Origin of the sequence: Streptomyces sp. NPDC047886 (assembly GCF_043204435.1) — a bacterium.
In the GTDB taxonomy this organism is placed as follows: Bacteria; Actinomycetota; Actinomycetes; order Streptomycetales; family Streptomycetaceae; genus Streptomyces.
Map to the genome: position 1 here is coordinate 1,016,789 of NZ_JBIDCF010000002.1, position 19,250 is coordinate 1,036,038.

At 73.6% G+C, this 19,250-nt stretch carries 19 protein-coding genes and 1 pseudogene; 6 read left to right on the top strand and 14 right to left on the bottom strand.

The window, feature by feature from the left end:
* Window positions 1–101: 101 nt before the first annotated feature.
* The 3 genes from ACGF5U_RS10250 to ACGF5U_RS10260 all read left to right on the top strand — a co-directional run bounded on the left by ACGF5U_RS10250 (window position 102) and on the right by ACGF5U_RS10260 (window position 3,179).
* Window positions 102–782 (top strand): MOSC domain-containing protein, encoded by a 681-nt coding sequence (locus ACGF5U_RS10250; protein ID WP_392712625.1) that lies wholly within the window; start codon window positions 102–104, stop codon window positions 780–782.
* Between the two features lie 71 nt (window positions 783–853).
* Window positions 854–2,395, top strand: coding sequence for a multicopper oxidase family protein (locus ACGF5U_RS10255; RefSeq protein WP_392711982.1), 1,542 nt, complete (start codon window positions 854–856; stop codon window positions 2,393–2,395).
* A gap of 10 nt (window positions 2,396–2,405) precedes the next feature.
* The gene (locus ACGF5U_RS10260) at window positions 2,406–3,179 is read left to right on the top strand and encodes an SDR family NAD(P)-dependent oxidoreductase (protein ID WP_392711981.1); all 774 of its coding nucleotides are present in this window, start codon (window positions 2,406–2,408) and stop codon (window positions 3,177–3,179) included.
* A gap of 597 nt (window positions 3,180–3,776) precedes the next feature.
* Here the strand turns inward: ACGF5U_RS10260 and groL are convergent.
* Together groL and groES are read right to left on the bottom strand one after the other, a co-directional pair.
* Window positions 3,777–5,405: a chaperonin GroEL gene (groL, locus tag ACGF5U_RS10265; RefSeq protein ID WP_392711979.1), complete on the bottom strand. Its 1,629-nt coding sequence runs from the start codon at window positions 5,403–5,405 to the stop codon at window positions 3,777–3,779.
* Between the two features lie 146 nt (window positions 5,406–5,551).
* Complete coding sequence (gene groES, locus ACGF5U_RS10270; RefSeq protein ID WP_018528412.1) at window positions 5,552–5,860, bottom strand: co-chaperone GroES; 309 nt, start codon at window positions 5,858–5,860, stop codon at window positions 5,552–5,554.
* 247 nt (window positions 5,861–6,107) lie between these two features.
* Between groES and ACGF5U_RS10275 the strand changes: the two genes are divergently transcribed.
* A complete protein-coding gene (locus ACGF5U_RS10275; RefSeq protein ID WP_392711976.1) occupies window positions 6,108–6,296 on the top strand; it encodes a hypothetical protein in 189 nt (62 codons plus the stop codon).
* Here the strand turns inward: ACGF5U_RS10275 and ACGF5U_RS10280 are convergent.
* A complete protein-coding gene (locus ACGF5U_RS10280) occupies window positions 6,287–7,225 on the bottom strand; it encodes a polysaccharide deacetylase family protein (protein WP_392711974.1) in 939 nt (312 codons plus the stop codon). The two genes, ACGF5U_RS10275 and ACGF5U_RS10280, sit on opposite strands and share 10 nt — an antisense overlap.
* 118 nt (window positions 7,226–7,343) lie before the next feature.
* Here ACGF5U_RS10280 and ACGF5U_RS10285 point away from each other — a divergent pair, with 118 nt between their 5' ends.
* Window positions 7,344–8,531: an RsmD family RNA methyltransferase gene (locus ACGF5U_RS10285; protein WP_392712624.1), complete on the top strand. Its 1,188-nt coding sequence runs from the start codon at window positions 7,344–7,346 to the stop codon at window positions 8,529–8,531.
* Between the two features lie 99 nt (window positions 8,532–8,630).
* Here ACGF5U_RS10285 and ACGF5U_RS10290 read toward each other — a convergent pair whose 3' ends face one another.
* The 5 genes and pseudogenes from ACGF5U_RS10290 to tsaB all read right to left on the bottom strand — a co-directional run bounded on the left by ACGF5U_RS10290 (window position 8,631) and on the right by tsaB (window position 12,367).
* On the bottom strand, window positions 8,631–9,566 hold the full coding sequence (locus ACGF5U_RS10290) for a polysaccharide deacetylase family protein (protein ID WP_392711972.1): 936 nt from the start codon (window positions 9,564–9,566) through the stop codon (window positions 8,631–8,633).
* A gap of 57 nt (window positions 9,567–9,623) precedes the next feature.
* Entirely contained in the window at window positions 9,624–9,896 is a 273-nt protein-coding gene (locus ACGF5U_RS10295) for a hypothetical protein (protein WP_392712623.1), read from the bottom strand.
* Between the two features lie 26 nt (window positions 9,897–9,922).
* Entirely contained in the window at window positions 9,923–11,041 is a 1,119-nt protein-coding gene (tsaD, locus tag ACGF5U_RS10300; RefSeq protein WP_392711970.1) for a tRNA (adenosine(37)-N6)-threonylcarbamoyltransferase complex transferase subunit TsaD, read from the bottom strand.
* 199 nt (window positions 11,042–11,240) lie between these two features.
* Window positions 11,241–11,693, bottom strand: a pseudogene (gene rimI, locus ACGF5U_RS10305) (ribosomal protein S18-alanine N-acetyltransferase); the annotation flags it as partial.
* 20 nt (window positions 11,694–11,713) lie between these two features.
* Window positions 11,714–12,367 carry a tRNA (adenosine(37)-N6)-threonylcarbamoyltransferase complex dimerization subunit type 1 TsaB gene (tsaB, locus tag ACGF5U_RS10310; RefSeq protein ID WP_392711968.1) on the bottom strand — a complete coding sequence of 218 codons (654 nt, stop codon included), beginning with the start codon at window positions 12,365–12,367 and terminating at the stop codon, window positions 11,714–11,716.
* A 125-nt stretch (window positions 12,368–12,492) separates the two neighbouring features.
* Here tsaB and ACGF5U_RS10315 point away from each other — a divergent pair, with 125 nt between their 5' ends.
* On the top strand, window positions 12,493–13,035 hold the full coding sequence (locus tag ACGF5U_RS10315) for a hypothetical protein (protein ID WP_392712622.1): 543 nt from the start codon (window positions 12,493–12,495) through the stop codon (window positions 13,033–13,035).
* 23 nt (window positions 13,036–13,058) lie between these two features.
* Here the strand turns inward: ACGF5U_RS10315 and ACGF5U_RS10320 are convergent, their stop codons facing one another.
* The 6 genes from ACGF5U_RS10320 to ACGF5U_RS10345 form a co-directional block, all read right to left on the bottom strand.
* Entirely contained in the window at window positions 13,059–13,331 is a 273-nt protein-coding gene (locus ACGF5U_RS10320; protein WP_392711966.1) for a hypothetical protein, read from the bottom strand.
* Between the two features lie 359 nt (window positions 13,332–13,690).
* Window positions 13,691–14,182, bottom strand: coding sequence for a tRNA (adenosine(37)-N6)-threonylcarbamoyltransferase complex ATPase subunit type 1 TsaE (tsaE, locus tag ACGF5U_RS10325; protein WP_392711964.1), 492 nt, complete (start codon window positions 14,180–14,182; stop codon window positions 13,691–13,693).
* Between the two features lie 10 nt (window positions 14,183–14,192).
* The gene (locus ACGF5U_RS10330) at window positions 14,193–15,404 is read right to left on the bottom strand and encodes an alpha/beta fold hydrolase (protein ID WP_392711962.1); all 1,212 of its coding nucleotides are present in this window, start codon (window positions 15,402–15,404) and stop codon (window positions 14,193–14,195) included.
* The gene (gene alr, locus ACGF5U_RS10335; protein WP_392711960.1) at window positions 15,401–16,588 is read right to left on the bottom strand and encodes an alanine racemase; all 1,188 of its coding nucleotides are present in this window, start codon (window positions 16,586–16,588) and stop codon (window positions 15,401–15,403) included. The genes ACGF5U_RS10330 and alr overlap by 4 nt, the downstream gene beginning before the upstream one ends.
* 13 nt (window positions 16,589–16,601) lie before the next feature.
* Window positions 16,602–17,267, bottom strand: coding sequence for an SMI1/KNR4 family protein (locus ACGF5U_RS10340; RefSeq protein ID WP_392711958.1), 666 nt, complete (start codon window positions 17,265–17,267; stop codon window positions 16,602–16,604).
* Between the two features lie 212 nt (window positions 17,268–17,479).
* Window positions 17,480–18,988, bottom strand: a complete 1,509-nt coding sequence (locus ACGF5U_RS10345; RefSeq protein ID WP_392711957.1) for an NAD(P)H-hydrate dehydratase — start codon at window positions 18,986–18,988, stop codon at window positions 17,480–17,482.
* Between the last annotated feature and the right edge of the window lie 262 nt (window positions 18,989–19,250).

Sequence of the window (19,250 nt, forward strand, 5' to 3'; positions counted from 1 at the left end):
TGAGCGACGGGGACGACGTGGACGGCACGGGCGTGGACGGCATGGGCGCGACCGCTATCGACGGGGGCGGCGTGGGCGCGACCGGCATCGACGGGGGCGACGTGAAGGTCCTGACCGTGAACGTGGGGCGGGTGCGGTCCACCGTCCTCACGGACACGCCGGGCGGCGCGACCGGAATCGACAAGCGTCCGGCCGACGGCCCCCTACGGGTTTCGGATCCGGGGGCGAAGGGCGTCGGCGGGGGCGGCGTCGCCGGGGACGTGGTGTGCAACCTGCGTCATCACGGCGGCTCCGACCAGGCGGTGTACGCGTTCGCCCGGGAGGAGCTGGACCACTGGGAGCGCGAGCTCGGGCGACCGATCGGCAACGGCTCGTTCGGCGAGAACCTGACCACCTCCGGCCTCGACGTGAACGGCGCGCTGATCGGCGAACGGTGGCGGATCGGGGCCACGCTGCTGCTGGAGGTGACGTCGCCGCGCGTTCCCTGCCGGACGTTCGCCGACTGGCTGGGCGAGCGGGGGTGGGTCAAGCGGTTCACCGTGCGGGCCGCGCCCGGCGCGTATCTGCGGGTGATCGAGCCCGGTGAGATCCGTGCCGGCGACCGGGTCGAGATCGTGCACCGGCCGGACCACGACGTGACCGTCGAGCTGGCGTTCCGTGCCGAGACCACCCAGCGGGAGCTGCTGCCGCGGATCCTCGCCGCCGGCGAGGCCGCCCACCCCGAACTGCGGGAAGCGGCGCTGAAGTACACCGCGGGGCAGGCCGCGCGCGATCTGACCTAGGGGGCCGGTCGGGGGCGGATCAGGGATCTGCCCCATGCGGCCGGGGGGCGGCCGGCGTGAGGCTGGATGACATGAAGACGACGAGGGTACGGGGGCGGCGCCGACGGCTTCGGCGGGTGCTGCTCGTCATCGGGACGGCCGCGGGGGTGCTCCTCGCGGCTCTGGGCGGACTGTTCGCCTGGCTGTGGACGACGGCGGACATCAATACGGTCGGCGGGGTGCGCTTCGCCAACGAGCTGGCCGTGCCGCCGCTGGCCGAACCGGCAGTCGAGCGGGACGGCACACGGGTCTTCGACCTGACCATGCGCGCGGGCGAGACCGAGTTCGCACCGGGTGTCCGTACACCGACCTGGGGCTTCAACGGGTCCTATCTGGGGCCCACGTTGCGTGCCGGGCGCGGCGACAAGGTGAAGGTGCGGATACGGAACACCCTGGGCGAGACGTCCACCGTCCACTGGCACGGTATGCATCTGCCCGCCGCCATGGACGGCGGGCCGCACCAGCCGATAGCGGCGGGCGGGGCGTGGGCACCGCGCTGGACGGTCGACCAGCCGGCCGCCACGCTCTGGTACCACCCTCACCCGCACGGCGCGACCGAGCGGCATGTGCAGCGCGGCCTGGCGGGCATGTTCATCCTGGACGACCCGGCGGCGCGCCGCCTCACCCTGCCCCGGCGGTACGGCGTGGACGACGTGCCGGTGATCGTGCAGGACGTCCGCTTCGACGGCGCGCGGTTCGACCACGGGCACCGGTTCCTGAGCGACTCCGGTTTCCTTGGCGACCGGATCCTGGTGAACGGCACGCTCGCGCCGTACCGGACGGTCCGGGACGAACTCATACGGCTGCGGCTGCTCAACGCGTCCACGGCACGCGTCTACACCTTCGGCTTCGACGACGACCGCGCCTTCTCTCTCATCGGTACGGACGGCGGGCTCCTCGACCGGCCGGCGCCGATGGACCGGATAGAGCTGTCGCCGGGCGAACGGGCCGAGGTGGTCGTCCGGATGGCGCCGGGCGAGCGGACCGTGCTGCGCAGCCATCCGTGGCGGGGTGGCAACGGCTGGGAGAAGCGGTTCAACGGGGGCGCGGACTCGTTCGACGTACTCGAGCTGCGGGCGGTGTCCTCGCTGCGGCCGTCGCCGGGGTTGCCTGCCCTGCTGGTCGAGCAGGAGCTCCCGGATCCGGCTCAGTCCACGCGCAGCCGCCATTTCGAGCTGCTGAGGTCCGGCATAGACGGCCGGGAGATGGTGCTGGACCGGGTGGACGAGACGGTCGTTCGGGGGACGACGGAGACCTGGACCCTCCGCAACGGCGGCGACATGACCCATAACTTCCACGTCCATGACGTGCAGTTCAGGGTGGTCGACGTCGACGGGCGGGAACCGGGCCCCGAGCTGCGCGGACGCAAGGACACGGTGGCCGTGCCGTTGGGCAGCACGGTGAGGATCGCGCTCCGCTTCGACGGCCCGTCGGACCCCGGGACGCCGTACATGTACCACTGTCATCTGCTGTCCCACGAGGACGCGGGGATGATGGGGCAGTTCGCCGTGGTCGAGGAGGGGGAGCGGGCGGCGGGACGGGCGCGTACTCCTTACACGCACGTGGGGCACTAACGTGCCGTGTATGACGAGTGCACTGATTACTGGCGCGACGGCGGGAATCGGGGCCGCCTTCGCGCGGCGGCTGGCGGCGGACGGCCATGACGTGATCCTGGTGGCCCGCGATGCGAAACGGCTCAGGGAGCAGGCGACCGAGCTGCATGACCGGCATGGCATCGAGGCGGAGGTGCTGGTCGCGGACCTGTCGGAGGACGACGGGATCGCGGCGGTCGAGGCACGGCTCTCCGACCCCAAGCAGCCGGTCGACCTGCTGGTGAACAACGCCGGGTTCGGCAACAAGGGCCGGTTCCTGGACGTGAAGATGGCCGACGAGCTGAAGATGCTGAAGGTGCACTGCGAGGCAGTTCTGCGGCTGACGTCCGCGGCGACCGCCTCGATGCGCGACCGGAAACGGGGGGCGGTGGTGAACGTGGCGTCGGTGGCCGCGTTCGTGCCGCGCGGCACGTACGGCGCGTCGAAGTCGTGGGTCGTGCAGTTCACCCAGGGCGCGGCGCGGGACCTGGCGGGCAGCGGGGTGCGGCTGATGGCGCTGTGCCCGGGCTTCGTCCGGACGGAGTTCCACCAGCGGGCCGGGATGGGCACGGACAACATCCCAGGCTGGATGTGGCTGGACGCCGACAAGCTGGTCACGTCGGCGCTGGCCGACCTGTCCCGGGGGCGGACGCTGTCGGTGCCGGACCCGCGCTACAAGGCGCTGATGGGTGTCGTGAAGCTGGCGCCGCGCGGCCTGCTGGGCGGGGTGAGCTCGCGGGCGGGGCGCAAGTACGGCCCCAGGTGAGCCGCCCGGAAAGCCCCCGGCCCGCCTGCGCGCGCTGACACGTCCGGTGCCGTGACGCGGCGGGGACCGGGAGCCCCCGGGCGCCGTGAGGACCAGGCGCCGTGAGCCGGGGGCAGCAGGCGGGCGCGGGTGGCGTGAGCGCCGGGTGACATGACGCGGTGGGCGGTCTGATCAGCGGGTGCCGTGACTAGCGGCCGGGCTGGTCAACCAGGTGCCGTGACCGGCGGTCGGCCTGCTCGCACGGGTGCCGTGACCGGCGGGCGCCCAGCTGACTCAGATGCCGTGACCGGCGGTCGGCCCGCTCACACGGGTGCCGTGACCGGCGGTCGGCCTGCTCACACGGGCCGTGACCGGCGGTCGGCCCGCGTGAGCGCCCGGTGCCGTGGCTCAGCGGGCGCCGGGTGGCCGCGGGCGCCCGGGGGAGCCGACCGTGGCGGGCGCCGGGGGGCCGGACCATGGCGGGCGCCGCAGCGAACGGTCGAACGGGCGGCGGCCCGGCGGCGGGCGTGCAGGAGGCCCGGTGCCCCCGTGGGGGCGCCGGGCCTCAGTGCCGAGCACTCGTCAGGACGTCAGGCGCCGGGCGCCGGAGTCCGGACGTCAGTGGGCGTGGCCGTGACCGTGGCCGTGGCCCGCGTCCGCCGGCTCCTCTTCCTTCTTCTCCACCACGAGCGTCTCGGTGGTGAGGAGGAGGGAGGCGATCGACGCGGCGTTCTCCAGCGCGGAGCGGGTGACCTTCACCGGGTCGATGACGCCGGCCTTGACCAGGTCGCCGTACTCGCCGGTCGCGGCGTTGAAGCCCTGGCCCTTGTCGAGGTCCGCCACCTTCGAGGTGATGACGTAGCCCTCGAGGCCGGCGTTCTCGGCGATCCAGCGCAGCGGCTCGACGGCGGCGCGGCGGACGACCGCGACACCGGTGGCCTCGTCGCCGTCCTTGTCGAGGTTGCCGTCGAGCACCTTGACGGCGTGGACCAGCGCGGAGCCACCACCGGAGACGATGCCCTCCTCGACCGCGGCGCGGGTCGCGGAGATGGCGTCCTCCAGACGGTGCTTCTTCTCCTTCAGCTCCACCTCGGTGGCGGCACCGACCTTGATCACGCACACGCCGCCGGCGAGCTTCGCGAGGCGCTCCTGGAGCTTCTCGCGGTCCCAGTCGGAGTCCGTGGTCTCGATCTCGGCCTTGATCTGGTTGATCCGGCCGAGGACGTCGTCGGAGTTGCCGCCGCCGTCCACGATGGTGGTGTCGTCCTTGGTGACGGTCACGCGGCGGGCGGTGCCCAGCACGTCCAGACCGGCCTGGTCGAGCTTGAGGCCGACCTCCTCGGCGATGACGGTGGCGCCGGTGAGGGCGGCCATGTCGCCGAGCATCGCCTTGCGGCGGTCGCCGAAGCCGGGGGCCTTGACCGCGACCGCGTTGAAGGTGCCGCGGATCTTGTTCACGACCAGGGTCGACAGGGCCTCGCCCTCGACGTCCTCGGCGATGATCAGCAGCGGCTTGGAGCCGCCGGCCTGGATGACCTTCTCCAGCAGCGGGAGCAGGTCGGTGATCGCGCCGATCTTGCCCTGGTGGATCAGGATGTACGGGTCGTCGAGGACGGCCTCCATACGCTCCTGGTCGGTGACCATGTACGGGGACAGGTAGCCCTTGTCGAAGGCCATGCCCTCGGTGAAGTCCAGCTCCAGGCCGAAGGTGTTGGACTCCTCGACGGTGATGACACCGTCCTTGCCGACCTTGTCCATCGCCTCGGCGATGAGCTCGCCGACCTGCTGGTCCTGCGCGGACAGCGCGGCGACGGCGGCGATGTCGGCCTTGTCCTCGATCGGGCGGGCCGTGGCGAGCAGCTCGTCGGAGACGGCCTTCACCGCGGCGTCGATGCCCTTCTTCAGGGCGGCCGGGGAGGCACCGGCGGCGACGTTGCGCAGACCCTCGCGCACCAGGGCCTGGGCCAGGACGGTGGCGGTGGTGGTGCCGTCACCCGCGATGTCGTTGGTCTTGGTCGCCACCTCCTTCACCAGCTGGGCGCCGAGGTTCTCGTACGGGTCCTCGACCTCGATCTCGCGGGCGATGGTGACACCGTCGTTGGTGATGGTGGGCGCACCGAACTTCTTGTCGATGACGACGTTGCGGCCCCTGGGGCCGATCGTCACCTTGACGGTGTCGGCAAGCTTGTTGACGCCGCGCTCAAGGGCGCGACGGGCGTCCTCGTCGAACTTCAGGATCTTCGCCATGGGAGCGATTCAGTCCTCTCGATTGCGATCCTCGGCCGCGCCTGCGGCCGCCATCGCCGGTGAGACGAACCGCGCCCCTCGCCGCCCGGGATCTCGATTATCGGCGGGGGCCAGGGGCGCGGTTCAGAGCATTCTGCTGCGGTGAACTACTTCTCGACGATCGCGAGCACGTCGCGGGCCGAGAGGACGAGGTACTCGTCGCCGTTGTACTTCACCTCGGTGCCGCCGTACTTGCTGTACAGCACGACATCGCCGACCTTCACGTCGAGCGGAAGACGCTCGCCGTTCTCGAAGCGGCCCGGGCCCACGGCCAGGACAGCGCCCTCCTGGGGCTTCTCCTTGGCGGTGTCCGGAATGACCAGGCCCGAGGCCGTGGTCTGCTCGGCGTCGAGCGGCTGGACCACAATGCGGTCCTCGAGCGGCTTGATGGCAACCTTGGAGCTGGTGGTCGTCACGATCCGACCTCCCCCTTCGGAGATCTCACGGGGTCATCTGTCTGAGGTGGCGACCAGGTGGATCCGTCGTCGCGGGTGCCGGACCTGCCCGTCGCTGTGTTGGCACTCTCCGGTGGGGAGTGCCAAGGCTGAGACTATGACCGTGATTAGCACTCGGTCAAGCGGAGTGCCAATTCACCACCCTCGGCGTCGCGCCGCGAGCCGCGCCGGCGGCGGTTCCCTCCCACGCCGACGACGGTTCCGTCCCGTGCCGACGCCGGTTCCCGACCACGCCGACGCCGGTTCCTCACGACCGTACGAGAAGGACGCCGCCCGGCCCGCCCCGGCGCGCCGCGCCGCGCACACCCGGCCCGCCCCGGCGCGCCGCGCCCGCGCCGCGCGCAAGGGGTTCCGTCGCCGCGCCGCGCCCGTGGACCGCGGTGTCGGTCACACGTAGTCCTCCAGCTTCGCGACGGCGTAGCCCTTGGCCGTGATGACGTCCATGGCCCTGCGCACCATGTCGGCCATGCTGCCCTTCCAGTCGCCCCGGCCCCGGAAGTGCGTCAGCACGATGTCCCCGGGGTGCAGGTCCTTGTCCCACTCCCGCCACTCCATGCGGTCGGGGAACGCCTCGGCCGCCCACAGCGGGACCGCCTTGATGCCGCACGACCGGGCGGCGCGCAGCGTGTCGGCGTTGTAGTTGCCGTACGGCGGACGGAACAGCGTCGGCCGTTTGCCGAACCGCTTCTCGATGGTGTCCTGCTGCCCGCAGATCTCCCGCTCCTGGCGCGCGTACGACAGGGCGGGCATGTACCGGTGGTTGAGCGTGTGGTTCTGCAGGGAGACGCCCAGGTCCTGCATCCGCTTGAAGTAGCCGTAGTCCTCCTTCACCAGGTAGTCGCTGAGGAACGCGCTGTAGGGGATGTCCAGCTCGGCCATCATCCTCAGCAGCTCGGGATCCTTCTCGGCGCCGTCGTCGATGGTGAAGAAGACGACCCGGTCGCTGGTCGGCACGGTGGTGAAGACCGGCGGCAGGCTCGGGTCCCCGACGCCGAAGCCCTTGCGGAAGGTGATCTCCGGCTTGCTGTCGGGCGGCGGGGGCGGGGTCAGCGGCGTGCGCTTCAGGCCCCACTTCCTGGCGGCCGCGGCGCGGGCGGCGTGCGCGCGCTTCACCCGCTCGACGTACGCGGCGAGGGCGCCCGCCGCGCCGGGCGCCTGCGCCTGCCGCTCGGCCCGCTCCCCGGCCCGCTTGCCGGCCGGCTGGGGCTGGCCGGCGGCGGGCCGGATCTCCGCGCCGCGGGGGCCGGACGCGTCCGTGCCCCCCGCGGCGCAGGCGGAGCCGAGGGCGGCGACCAGAAGGGCGGCGAGCGCCACGGACGCCCGCATACGCGGCGATTGCCGAGTTTGTCGTACTAGCTGCATGGCGCCGCATCCTGTCAGCGCCGCGCCCTCGCGTACGGCCGACACCGCCGCCGGACGCGCACCATCCCCCGCCTGGCCCACAATGGGGCGGGTGACCGACCTCGCTGCCTTCTCCGCGCTCCTCACCGACGAGGGCCAGGCCCTGCTGACCGCCCTGCGCGACTACGACCCGGCCCAGGAGCTGGCGGTGGCCTCCCGGCTGCGCCGCGAGCACCCGGCCGAGCTGGTGACGGCGGCGATCGGACAGGCCAGGCTGCGGCAGCGGGCGGTCGCGAAGTTCGGCGCCGACGACGCGTACCGGATGTACTTCACGCCGAACGGTGTCGAGCAGTCGACGCGCAGGACGGTCGCCGATCACCGTGCCGCCGTCTTCGCCCGCCTGGGTGTGCGGAGCGTCGTGGACCTGTGCGGCGGTATCGGCGGCGACGCGCTCGCGCTCGCCCGCGCCGGGATCTCCGTACTCGCCGTCGACCGTGATCCGCTGGCGGCCGAGGCCGCCCGCGCCAACGCCGAGGTGCTCGGTCTGTCCGACCTGATCGAGGTGCGCCGCGCCGATGTCACCGAGATCGACACCTCGCCGTACGACGCGGTCTTCGTCGACCCGGCGCGCAGGGGCGGGCGGGGCAGGGTATTCGACCCCGAGGCGTACTCGCCGCCCCTGTCGTGGGCCGTGGAGACCGCGCGGAAGGCCCCGCACGCGGCGCTGAAGATCGCCCCGGGCATCCCGCACGAGATCGTCCCGCCCGACGCGGAGGCCGAGTGGATCTCGGACGGCGGCGATGTGAAGGAGGCGGTGCTCTGGTTCGGCACGGCCCCCGGCTCCGTACGGGCGACGCTCCTGCCGGGCGGGGCGACGCTCACCGCGTCCACTCCGCCGCCGGCGCCGCCGGTGCGGACGGTGGGCCGTTTCCTGTACGAGCCGGACGGCGCCGTCATCCGTGCGCATCTGGTCGCCGAGGTCGCCCGGCAGCTGGGCGGCGGGCTCGTGGACGAGACGATCGCCTACGTCACGGCGGACGAGCTGCGGCCCACGCCGTACGCCACCGCGTACGAGATCACCGACGAGCTGCCCTTCAACGTCAAGAAGCTGAAGGCGCTGCTGCGCGAGCGCGAGGTCGGCACCCTCACCGTGAAGAAGCGCGGCTCGGCGGTGGAGCCGGAGGAGCTGCGCCGCAAGGTGAAGCCGAAGGGCCGCAACGCCGCGACCGTCTTCCTCACCCGGGTGTCGGGGGCTCCGACGATGCTGATCGGCCGGCCCGCGGCACGCTGACGCCGAACAGCCGAACAGCCGAACGAGCCGAACCGCCAGGCGGCCGTGGGCCACGGCCTTCGCGGGCGGCCGACGGCGGCGGACTCCCCGGCCTGTCCGTCAGACGTAGTCCTCGAGGCGGGCGATCGTGAATCCCTGCTCGTGGACGCGGCGCAGCAGGTTGGCGGTCATCTCCGTCATGGACGTGCCCTTGAGGTCCGCCGGGCCGCGGAAGTGGGCCAGCACGATGTCGCCGGGGCGCAGCTTCCTGTCGGCGCGCTGGTACTGCATGTCGCTGATCTGCATCGACTCCCGCCAGAGCACGATCGCGTCGATGCCGCACTGCCCGGCGGCGGTGCGTGTGTCCTCGTTCCAGTTGCCGTACGGCGGGCGGAACAGCCGGGGTGTGGTGCCGTACTTCCCGGCCAGCCTGGTCTGCTGCCCGCAGATCTCCCGCCGCTGGTCGCTCGCGCCGAGGGTGCGGAGGTCGGGGTGGGTGAGGGTGTGGTTGGCGACGCCGTTGCCGAGGGCGGCGAGGGGCTTGAAGTAGTCGTAGTCCGCGGAGATGGCGGAGTCGGTGAGGAACATCGTGAAGGGGATGTCCAGCTCCCGCATCATCGCGACGAACTCCGGGTCCTTCTCGGCGCCGTCGTCGATCGTGAGGAAGACGACCTTGTCGTCGGTGGGTATCTCGCTGATCACCGGGACCCGGCCCGCGCCGCTCCGGGGTGTCCTGACCGGCTTGGCGGCCGGTGGCGCGGGCGGGACGGCGAGCGGCTCCAGACCCCACTTGCGGTACGCGGCGGCGCGGTCGGGCGCCGTGCCGCCCGCCGCGGCTCCCCCGGCGCCCGCGCCACCGCTGCCGCCAGTACCGCCAGTACCGCCACTGCCGCCGGTACCGCCGGGGGTGGCGGTGGCGGGGCCTGAGCGGTCGGCGGTCTGGCCGGTGGGCCGGTCGCTCGCCGCCGTCGCCGTACAGCCCGACAGGGCCGCCGTGGCCGATATGAGCAGGGTGGCAACCGCCCCCGCGAACCTCTTGCGCACCTGAAACCCCACGTCCATCCGTCAGCCACAGCTCTACCTACTGCTTGACGGAAATAATCGGACACAGGTTCAACGAGGGAGCGGCCGGTCCACCCCGTGGGATCGGAACCGCCAGCGGTGGACCGGGCGGGTGACCAGTTCGGTGGCCGGATCCGGCAGCTCCGGCAGGGCAGCCGTGTCGTACGGGGCGTCCGCCGGGACCTCCCACCAGGTCAGGACCAGCACCCGGTCCTGTGCCGCCGAGAACGTCTCGCGGCGGAGCGGTTCGGCGGCCAGCGGCTGGGCCCGCGCCCACTCCAGCAGGTCGCCGCCCCGGCCGGGCAGGGCCCTGGCCTCCCACATCAGCGTGACGGTACGGGTGGAGCCGGTCACGAGTACAGGTTCTCCTTGCTGACCTCGTGCACATGATCGTGATCGTGGCCATGACCGTGGCCGTGGCCGTGGTCGCCCGGCACGTGCGGGTCGGTGACCGGCAGCGACGAGTCCGCCGACAGCTCCAGGTCGGACGCCGGCCGGTTCCGTGCCACCATCTCGGCGCCGAGCGCCGCGACCATCGCGCCGTTGTCGGTGCACAGCCCCGGACGCGGCACCCGCAGCCGGATACCGGCCCGTTCGCACCGCTCCTCGGCGAGCGCCCGCAGCCGCGAGTTGGCCGCCACACCGCCACCGATCATCAGATGGTCGACGCCCTCGTCCTTGCAGGCGCGCACTGCCTTGCGGGTCAGCACGTCCACCACGGCCTCCTGGAAGGACGCCGCCACGTCGCGCACCGGCACCTCCTCGCCCGCGTTCCGCTTGGCCTCGATCCAGCGGGCGACGGCCGTCTTGAGCCCGGAGAAGGAGAAGTCGTACGCGGGGTCCCGCGACCCGCTGAGCCCGCGCGGGAACGCGATGGCCTCCGGGTCGCCCTCCTTCGCCAGCCGGTCGATCACCGGTCCGCCCGGGAAGCCGAGGTCCAGCACGCGCGCGATCTTGTCGAACGCCTCGCCCGCCGCGTCGTCGATCGTCGCGCCCATCGGCCGTACGTCGGCGGTGATGTCGGGCGCGAGCAGCAGCGACGAGTGCCCGCCGCTGACCAGCAGCGCCATCGTCGGCTCGGGCAACGGGCCGTGTTCCAGCTGGTCGACGCAGATGTGCGACGCCAGGTGATTGACGCCGTACAGGGGCTTGCCGAGGGCGTACGCGTACGCCTTCGCCGCCGAGACGCCGACGAGCAGGGCGCCCGCCAGGCCCGGCCCCGCCGTGACGGCGATGCCGTCCAGGTCGCGGGCGGAGACACCGGCCTGCTTCAGGGCGCGCTCGATCGTCGGGACCATCGCCTCCAGATGGGCGCGCGAGGCGATCTCGGGCACCACGCCGCCGAAGCGGGCGTGCGTGTCCACGCTGGACGCGATGGCGTCCGCGAGCAGGGTCGTTCCCCGGACGATGCCGACACCGGTCTCGTCACAGGAGGTCTCGATACCGAGGACGAGGGGTTCGTCAGCCATGGCTCTCAGCGCTCTCAGTCTCTTGCTCGTCTGTGTCTACGTCTGGGTCTACGTCTGCTGTCGCGTCCGCGTCCGCGTCCGCGTCCGCGCCTGCGTCTGCGGCCGCGTCCACGGATACGGCCGCGTCTGCGGTTACGGCCGCGGCCGCCGTTACGTTCGCGTTCACCCCCGCGCCCGCGTCCGCATCCGCGTTCACGTCGGCGTCTTCCTGCACGGTCAGGCGCATCACCAGCGCGTCGACGTTGCCGGGCTGGTAGTAGCCGCGCCGGAAGCCGATCGGCTCGAAGCCGAACCGCTCGTACAGCTTCTGCGCCCGCGTGTTGTCCACCCGTACCTCCAGCAGCACCTCCGCGCACTCGAAGGCCGTGGCGTACTGGAGCAGTTCCGTCAGGAGGCGGGCGCCGAGCCCGCTGCCCCACTGCTCGCGGGCGACCGCGATGGTCTGGACGTCGCCGAGTCCGCCGGCCGCCGCGAGGCCCGCGTAGCCGACGAGCCGCCCGTCGTCCGGGTCCTCCGCCACGACATAGCGGCGGGTGGCCTCCGGGCCGCGCGCGTGCGCGAGCTCGGACCAGAACATCCCCTCCGACCAGGCGTCCTCGGGGAACAGCTCGCGCTCGAGCTCCAGCACCGGCGCGATGTCCCACCAGCGCATCTCGCGCAGAACCGGTGCGGTCACTTCGGGGTGACCACCTTGTAGTTCTTCGGCACCTGGGCGTCGGGCCTGCGCAGGTACAGCGGCCTCGGCTCCAGCAGCTCATCGCCGGCCGCGAGCCGTTCGGCCGCCAGCCCGGCGAGGGCCGCGGCCGACTGGTGCTCGGGGTCGCGGGCGTCGGGGAACACCTCGCCGTACAGGCGGGCACCGGCGCCGACGGCCGGGAGCCCGGCGACCCGCTCGGCGATGTCGGCCGGCCGGTCGACGGCGGGCTCGCCCACGCGGGTGCGGCGGTCCTCGTACCGCGCCCAGTAGACCTCCTTGCGGCGCGCGTCGGTGGCCACGACGAACGGTCCGTCCAGCTCCGAGGCGTACGCGAGGCCGTCCAGCGTGCACAGACCGTGCACCGGGACGCCGAGGGCCGAGCCGAACGTGGCGGCCGTCACGAGGCCCACCCGCAGTCCGGTGTACGGGCCGGGGCCGACGCCCACGACGATGTCCGTCACGGCGTCGAGCTTCCGCCCGGCCTCCCGGAGGACGCGGTGGACGGCGGGCAGCAGCAGCTCCCCGTGCCGGCGGGCGTCGACCTGTGCGTACGCGGCGACGACCGACTCCCCGTCGTGGAGGGCGACGGTGACGGCGGGTGTTGCGGTATCCATGGCGAGCAAGAGCACGCGAACAGCCTACGGCTCCGTGGCGGCGGGCACGGCGCCCTGTCCCGCCCGCGCACTGCTGCTACCGTCACACCGGTACGTACGCGCGAGAGGTGGGCAGTGTGGCAAGGAGCAGCTCGGGATTCGTGGCCGGGCTCACCGCGGCGGCGCTCGCAGCGGTCGGCTTCCTCGCCTATCAGGCGTCGGCGAACGCCCCGGCCGATCTCGCGGTGAAGCCGAAGTCCCCGGGTGCGGCCGCGCCGTCGGCGGCGGCGTCCGGCACGCCGAAGCCGGCCGTGAAGGACCCGCTGGCGCTGCCGGAGCAGTCGGGCAAGGGCGAGCGGGTCGTGTACGCGCTGGCCGACCGGCGGGTGTGGCTGGTGAGCGCCAAGAACAAGGTGACGCGCACCTTCGCGGTGGTGCCGAGCACCGTCCACCCGGCCCCCGGCACCTACGCCGTGACGTCCCGTTCGGGAAAGGTGCGCGGCTCCGACGGCGTCCAGATCGAGCACGTGGTGCGGTTCACCAGCGTCGACGGCGTATCGATCGGGTTCAGCGCGGCCGTGGACGGCTCGCTGGCCAGCCCGGACCCGGCCAGGAAGACGGGCGGCGTGCGGATGCAGCGTGAGGACGGCGACGCGCTGTGGTCGTTCGCGACGGTCAACTCGAAGGTCGTCGTCGTCCCGTAACGCGTCCCGTAGTACGGGGGGGGCTACGCCGCCTCGGGGCAGGCGCCGCGCTGCTCGGGCAGGTCGACGCCGTCTCTCCCGGTGCCTCCGGTGGCCCCGCCGCGTCCGCTTTCGCCGTGTCCGGCTTCACCGCGTCCGCGTTCACCGCGTCCACCCTCGCCTGCTCCTTCGCAGCCGTCGGCCGCCGTGCTCACGGGCGGCGGTGTGGAGACCGCGTTCGCGGCCGCGCACGACGCCAGCAGGTCGCGCATCGACACGTCCGACGGCTGCCGCCGCTGTGGCTGCTGCTGCGGCATGGTCCCCTCCTGGGCTCCGGGGCAGGCATGGTTAGGTACACCTAACCAAGTGCGGGTATCCATGTGACCACGCCTGGGAGGTGTGACGCAACATTTTGCCGACGTCTTGTCGGAACGTACGGCGCACGCGTCCGGATGTCCGTGCGCACACGGCCGGTACGGGGCGGCACGCGGCCGGGTACGGGGCGGCACACGGCCGGTACGGGGCAGCACGCGGCCGGGTACGGGGCGGCACGCGTCCGGTGTACGGGAGTACGCGGCGGGATCCAGGCGGACGCACGCCGCCCCGTCCCCCATTGCCCCGCCCCCACTGTCCCGCCGCTACGTCGCCCGCTGCCGCCGCCGACCCGGCGCCGTCGTCAGCGCGGCGCGAGGTCGACGTCCGCCCAGCGCTCGCCGATCCCGGTGAGGGTGACCACGCGCCGGTCGTCGTCCGTCGCGCCCACGACCCGGTCGATGACGATCTGGAGCCGGTCGTCGGACAGGTCCTCGACCTTCCCCTCGCCCCACTCCACGACCACCACCGAGTCGGGCAGCGAGACATCGAGGTCCAGGTCCTCCATCTCGTCCAGGCCGCCGCCGAGCCGGTAGGCGTCGACATGGACGAGCGGCGGGCCCGCGACCAGCGAGGGGTGGACACGGGCGATCACGAACGTCGGGGACGTCACCGCGCCCCGTACGCCGAGGCCCTCGCCGAGCCCGCGGGTCAGCGTCGTCTTGCCCGCGCCGAGTTCGCCGGTGAGCATCACCAGGTCGCCGGGGCGGAGCAGCTTGGCCAGGGTCCGGCCGAGCTCCCGCATCTCCTCGGGCGAGTCGACGGTGAGCCGGGCGGTGATGAGCGGTGCTTCCATACGAGCCAACCTAACCGCTGCGCGTGCCGGAGTCGGCCGGTGCCGGTACCGCGCCGACGCGTACGAGGAGGTCGGCCAGCCGGTCGGTGACCGTCTCGGGGTGTTCCAGCATCACCAGGTGCCCGCCGTCCGGCACGATGACGAGTTCCGCGTCCGGCAGCAGTCCGGCGATGGTCTCGGTGTGCGAGCTGGGCGTGACCAGGTCCCGTTCGCCCGCCAGCGCCAGGGCGGGCACCTCGGCGAAGACGGCGAGCGCCGCCGCCTTGTCGTGCTCGGCGAACGCCGGGTAGAACTCGGCGACGACATCGATCGGCGTGGCCTCGATCATCCGCTCGGCGAACCGGGCGACCGCCGGGTCCACGTCCCTCGAGCCGAACGAGTAGCGCTTGATGAGCCCGGCGAACAGGTCGGCGGTGGCGCGCCGGCCGCGCTCCACCAACTCCGCCTGGGCGCCGAGGACCCGCAGGACACCGGGCAGGACGCGCCGTACCGCGTTCACGCCCGCCACCGGCAGCCCGTAGTCGACCTCGGCGAGCCTGCCGCAGGACGTACCGACGAACGCCACGCCGACGACCCGCTCCCGGATCAGCTCCGGGTACTGGTCGGCGAGGGCCATCATCGTCATCCCGCCCATGGAGTGCCCCACGAGGACCAGCGGACCCTCCGGGGCGGCCGCGTCGATGACGGCCTTCAGGTCGCGGCCCAGCCGGTCGATGGAGACACCCACCCGTTCGCCGTCACCCTGGTGGGTGGAGCGGGCGGAGCGGCCGTGGCTGCGCTGGTCCCAGTGCACGGTCCTGACGAGCCCGCGCAGGGCGGCGCGCTGGAAGTGCCAGGAGTCCTGGTTGAGGCAGTAGCCGTGGCTGAAGACGACGGTCGCGGGCGTGGGGGTGCGGCGGCCGAAGAGACGGCGCCGGCGCGAGGTGCCGTCCCCGGCCTCGATCTCGTCGGTCTCGTAGAACAGTTCGGTGCCGTCGTCGGCGTACGCCCTGCCGGGCGTGCCGCGCAGGGCGCCGTACGGGCCGGCCGCGTCCAGGGCGAGCCGCGCCTTGCGGCGCATCCCGCGCCCGACGGTGAGCCGCTCGATGGCGACACCGGCGGCGGCGCCCGCCGCGACCACCCCTATGGCGGCACCGGCGAAGCCGGCACGACGCCAGTTGCCCGAGGCCGCCGCCTCCGCCACGGCCTCGGCGGCCGCCTCCCCCGCGCCGGTCTCACTCACCGGGGCTCCCCGTCGTCATGAACATCCCCCTCGGTACGAGCCTCGTCGATGTAGACGCGTGGCACGCGTGAACCGATCCTGGTGACGATCTCGTACGCGATGGTGTCCGCCGCCCGCGCCCAGTCATCGGCGGTCGGCTCACCGTCGTCGCCGGGGCCGAACAGCACGGCCGGCGCCCCCGGTTCCACGGGGTCGCCGTCGAGGTCCACCACGAACTGGTCCATCGCGACCCGGCCGGCCACGGTCCGCACCCGGCCGCCGATCAGTACCGGGCCCCGGCCCGAGGCGTGCCGGGGGACGCCGTCCGCGTACCCGACCGGCACGAGCCCGAGGGTCGTCTCGCGCGGCGTGACGTAGTGGTGGCCGTAGCTGACGCCGTGCCCGGCCGGGGCCTGCTTGACGAGGGCGACGCTCGCCGTGAGCCGCATCACCGGGCGCAGCCCGAAGTCCGCGGGCGTGCCCAGCTCGGGGCTGGGCGACAGCCCGTACATGGCGATACCCGGGCGTACGAGGTCGAAGAAGGACTCCGGGAGCGTGAGCGTCGCCGGTGAGTTGGCGAGGTGCCGCACCTCGGGTTCGGCGCCCGCCTTCTCCGCGTACTCCAGCATCTCGCGGAACGCGTTCAGCTGGCCCGGTACGGAGGGGTGGCCCGGCTCGTCGGCGCAGGCGAAGTGCGACCAGACGCCGGTGATCCGGACGAGCCCCGCGTCCTGCGCCCTGAGCGCCTCGCCGACGAGCCGGGGCCAGTCGGCGGGCTGGCAGCCGTTGCGCCCGAGACCCGTGTCGGCCTTCAGCTGGACGCGCGCCGGGCGGCCCGCCGCGCGCGCCGCGTCGGTGACCTCCTCCAGGGCCCACATGCCGCTGACGGACACGTCGAGACCTGCTTCGACCGCCTCGCGCCAGGGGCCGCCGGGCGTCCACAGCCAGCACAGGACCGGCGCGTCGATGCCCGCGGCACGCAGGGCCAGCGCCTCCTGCGGGGTGGCCGTGCCGAGCCACGTCGCCCCGGCGTCGAGCGCGGCGCGGGCACACGGCACGGCGCCGTGACCGTAGGCGTCGGCCTTCACGACACCCATCACCTGGGCGTGGGGCGCGACGCGGGCGCGCAGCGCGCGGACGTTGGCGCGCAGCGCGCCGAGGTCGATCTCGGCGCGGGCTCGGAAGGGCTGCGGTGTCTCACTCATCGCGCCCAGTGTCTCAGGTGCGGTCCCCGGGGCCGCGGCCCTCGCCTGTAGCGCCGCTCACTCCGGGGTACGTTCCCGCGTACGGGTCGGGCTCGCCGGTCACCGGGTCGAGACCGGCCAGCCAGCGGCGCTGCTCCTCCCGCCAGTGGACGAACCGGGGCGGGGTGCCGTCCCAGAAGACGATGCTGACGGCCGAGTCGTCGAACTCGTCCGTGAGCAGCCGCCGCAGGAACTCGGCCATGCCGCAGTCGTGGAGCATGAACGGCGACGGGGTGTGGCGCCCAGCGACCAGGACCGGCCACCGGTCGGGGTCGGGGTCCGCGGTCAGCCAGCACAGGATGTCGGGCCCGGCCGTGACGCCCCAGGCGAGGATGTCGTCCGGGTCGATGTCCAGGCCGGAGCGGTGGCCCTGGGCGCGCCAGGCGCGGCGGGCGTTGGCCGTCTCCTCCGCGATGTCACCGGGCGGCCACTGGATGCCCGGCTCCGGCAGCGGCAGGAGCACGCCCGCCTCGCCGTTGATGCCGCCTCCGCCGTACAGCGCCATGAACGCCCTGTAGTCGGCCGGGAAGCGGGTGCCCCACCGGGCCTCGGCGGCCGCCCAGTCGACCTGTTCGTCCGCCCCGTGCTCGGGCGGCATGATCTCCGCCAGCGCGGTGACGTGCCGTGCCTCCCCCACCATCCGTCCCACCCCTGTCACTGCCTTCCTGCCCACGACATCACTGCCCCGCCACCACGGCCCACGGCCTGGTGACCACGTCCCTCTCGGTCCGGCCGACCCGTCACGCCCCGCCCGTCACGCCCCACCGGCCACGTCCTGCCCGTCACATCCCGCCCGTCACGCCCCACCGGCCACGTCCTGCCCGTCACATCCCGCCCATGACGTCCCGCCCGTCACGTCCATCCCATGACGTCCCGCCCGTCACGTCCATCGCGTCCCGCCTCGTCCTGCCCGACACGTCCCACCCATGACGTCCCGCCCGTCACGTCCCGCCACGCGCCCGGCAGCGCGTCCGCCACGTCGTGCGCGGCGATCGGGGCGCCGTGGGAGGCCCGGCGGGCGGCGAGCCCGTGCAGATACGCGGCGACCGACGCCGCGTCGCGCGGGGCGAGCCCCGCCGCGAGGAGCGACCCGGCCAGGCCCGACAGAACGTCACCGCTGCCCGCGGTGGCCAGCCAGGGCGTGCCCGTCGGGTTCACCCGCACCGGCACTCCGGCCGACGGGTCGGCGACCAGGGTCGTGGAGCCCTTCAGCAGCACGGTGGCGCCGAACCGGCCGGCCAGTTCCCGGACCGCGTCCAGCCGCCGTGCCTCCACGTCCTCGCGGGCGACGCCGAGCAGCGCGGCCGCCTCCCCCGCGTGCGGTGTCAGCAGCGTCGGGGCGGCCCTGGCCCGCACGGCAGCGGCGTCCAGGTTCCGCAGCCCGTCCGCGTCGATGAGGACCGGCACGTCGGAGTCCAGCACGTCCCGCACGCCCGGGGTGTCGCCGAGGCCCGGCCCGATCGCCCACGCCTGGACGCGCCCCGCCTTCTCCGGCGGGCCCGCGTGCACCAGCGTCTCGGGGTAGCGGGCGAGCACGGCGTCGGCGGCGGGCCCCACGTACCGTACGGCTCCGGCGCCGCCGCGCAGCGCGCCCGCCACCGCCAGGACGGCGGCGCCCGGGTAGCGCGCCGAACCGGCGACCACCCCGATGACGCCCCTGCGGTACTTGTCGCTCTCCGCCACCGGTACCGGCAGCATCCGCGCCACGTCCCCGTGCTGGAGCGCCTCCAGCTCCGGCACCGACGGCAGGAAGGGCCCGATGCCGATGTCCACGAGCCGCAGCGCGCCCGCGTACTCCCGCGCCGGATCGACCAGGAGCCCCGGCTTGTACGTCCCGAACGTCACCGTCGCGTCGGCCCGTACCGCCTCGCCCGCCACCTCCCCGGTGTCGGCGTCGACACCGCTCGGCAGGTCCACGGCGACGACGGCCGCGTCGGAACCACGTGCCGCCCGCACCACCGGCACGGCGTCCGGCCGCAGCCCGCCGCGCCCGCCGATCCCGGTGATGCCGTCCAGGACGAGATCGGCGCGGGCCAGCACCTCGAACGGGTCGTCGGCCACGCGGCCGCCTGCCGAGGCCAGCGCGGCGAGCCCGCCCTCGTGGGCGCGCGCGCCGAGCAGGACCGCCGAGACGCCCGCCCCGCGCCGCGCCAGCCGGGCGCCCGCATACAGCGTGTCGCCGCCGTTGTCGCCACTGCCGACGAGCAGCACGACCCGGGCGCCGGACACCCGCCCGAGCAGCCCGGCGCACGCCGACGCCAGCCCGGCGGCCGCCCGCAGCATCAGCGCCCCGGCGGGCAGCCTGGCCATCAGCTCGGCCTCGGCGGCCCGCACGGTGTCGACCCGATAGGCGGTACGCATCCGCTCAGCCCTCCTTCGCCCCGGGCCGTCACCGGCCGGGACCGCCACCGGCCCGGGCCGTCTTCAGCCCGGACCGTCTTCAGCCGACCGCCGCGACCGGGACTGTCCTCCAGCCCCGGCCGCCACGGCCGGTGCCGTGTTCCGTACGGCCCCCGCCGCCGGGACCGTGTCCAGCCGGGCCCGCTTCAGCCACCCGCTTCCACCCGGCCCGCTTCGGTCCGGCCCGCTTGCGCCCGGCCGCTCCACCCGGCCCGCTTCGGCC